This is a genomic window from Devosia psychrophila, assembly GCF_000971275.1.
Taxonomy (GTDB): domain Bacteria; phylum Pseudomonadota; class Alphaproteobacteria; order Rhizobiales; family Devosiaceae; genus Devosia; species Devosia psychrophila.
This window is the reverse complement of sequence record NZ_LAPV01000191.1, coordinates 1-1,328: the sequence shown is the minus strand read 5'-3', so window position 1 is coordinate 1,328 and position 1,328 is coordinate 1. Positions and strand designations below refer to the sequence as shown.

Annotated in this window: 2 protein-coding genes; one reads left to right on the top strand and one right to left on the bottom strand. The window is 56.5% G+C overall.

Annotated features, from left to right (window positions below):
* On the top strand, positions 1 to 773 hold a 773-nt coding region (locus WH91_RS23810; protein WP_046172762.1), incomplete at its 5' end, for an amidohydrolase family protein.
* Here the strand turns inward: WH91_RS23810 and WH91_RS19880 are convergent.
* Positions 762 to 1,328, bottom strand: a 567-nt coding sequence (locus WH91_RS19880) for an MmgE/PrpD family protein (RefSeq protein ID WP_046172761.1), incomplete at its 5' end; no start/stop codon positions are given. The two genes, WH91_RS23810 and WH91_RS19880, sit on opposite strands and share 12 nt — an antisense overlap.

Below are 1,328 nucleotides of genomic sequence, written 5' to 3'. Positions count from 1 at the left end.
CCCTTAAAGACCCAACGTTTCCGCTGGACACGCAGTTCATCGCATTGTGCGATGAACTTGGTCTCCTCCGCCGGTCGACCGCTGAAACCGTAGCAAAGACCATCGCCGGGTCGGTCATGAAACCGGTCCGACATGCACTCCTTGGTCTCGCGGAATTGGCAGAGGCTTCCGCGCGGACTGGCCTAACGGCAATCCTTCATAACGCCGTGCCGTCTGCGGAACACATCCTGGGTCTGGCAAGAGCTATGCCATCTGCGCGTCTGATCGCCGCGCATTGCAATCATCCTTCGTTTACGTCGGAAGAGGCTGTTACAACTGCTAGGCTGTTGCGCGACGCCGGGGTTTTGATCGATGTCAGCACACTCGATTGCATCTCCACCCATTGGCGCAATACTGCCGAGAACCTGGATGCCTTGATCAGCGAAGGTTTGGTCGATACGCTTTCAACCGACTTTGCTGGCGGCCATTGGGACGGAATTTTGGAGGCAGTGCACCGCATGGTCGTTGCGGGGCAACTGTCGGCACCAAAGGCAGTCGCACTGGCGACGGGAAATGTAGCTTCCGTGTTTGGGGCATTTTACGATGCAGGACGCTTGGAAGTTGGAAAGCGAGCCGATATTACGATTGCCGATAATCTAAATGTAAGCCGAGTGCGCCATGTGATCATAGGCGGCAGACTTGTGGTGCAAGACGGCGCTATCATTGGCACAGCGCAGAACAACGATCCGGTTCATCGCATACCTGAATTGCCGGTAAGGCCCTCAATTGATTAAAGGCGTCTGGGCGAGGGTGAGCTGCAGCTTATCCAGATCGCATTGATCGGGCTCAGTGGCGTCCAGCAACCGTTGGCACTGAACATCAGATATTCGGCCGTTGGCCAAGTTACGAAACTTGCGCCGAACGTCTTGCCGCGAGAGATCGGCTGGACCAATAGGCTTCAAAGTCTCCAAGGCATCTCCGGCCTTGAGGATTACGCGCACCTTCGCGAGCGTGTCACGCGGAAAGCGCCGGTCAATCGTCGGGCACACTTCTATATCAATCCGGGCGGCCAACTCGGGGATGCGGTCGTCGCGCAAGAGATCTTGGGTAATCGGGGACAAGGCCGCAGGGCCACGAAGCACCAACGCCGCCAAGCAAAATGGCAGGCTGTACTGCGCCTCTACGAGGTTATCGGGCGTGAGCTTATTGGCAAGGCGCAGCGCCCAAGCAAAGGTCGCGACCTCGATTCGAGAAATGCTATCGGTCTCCAGAGTGACGTTTTCCATCAGGGATCGATAGGCATCGAGTGCAGGGTGGATATAGCGACAACATGCATATCGCTTGAAGTA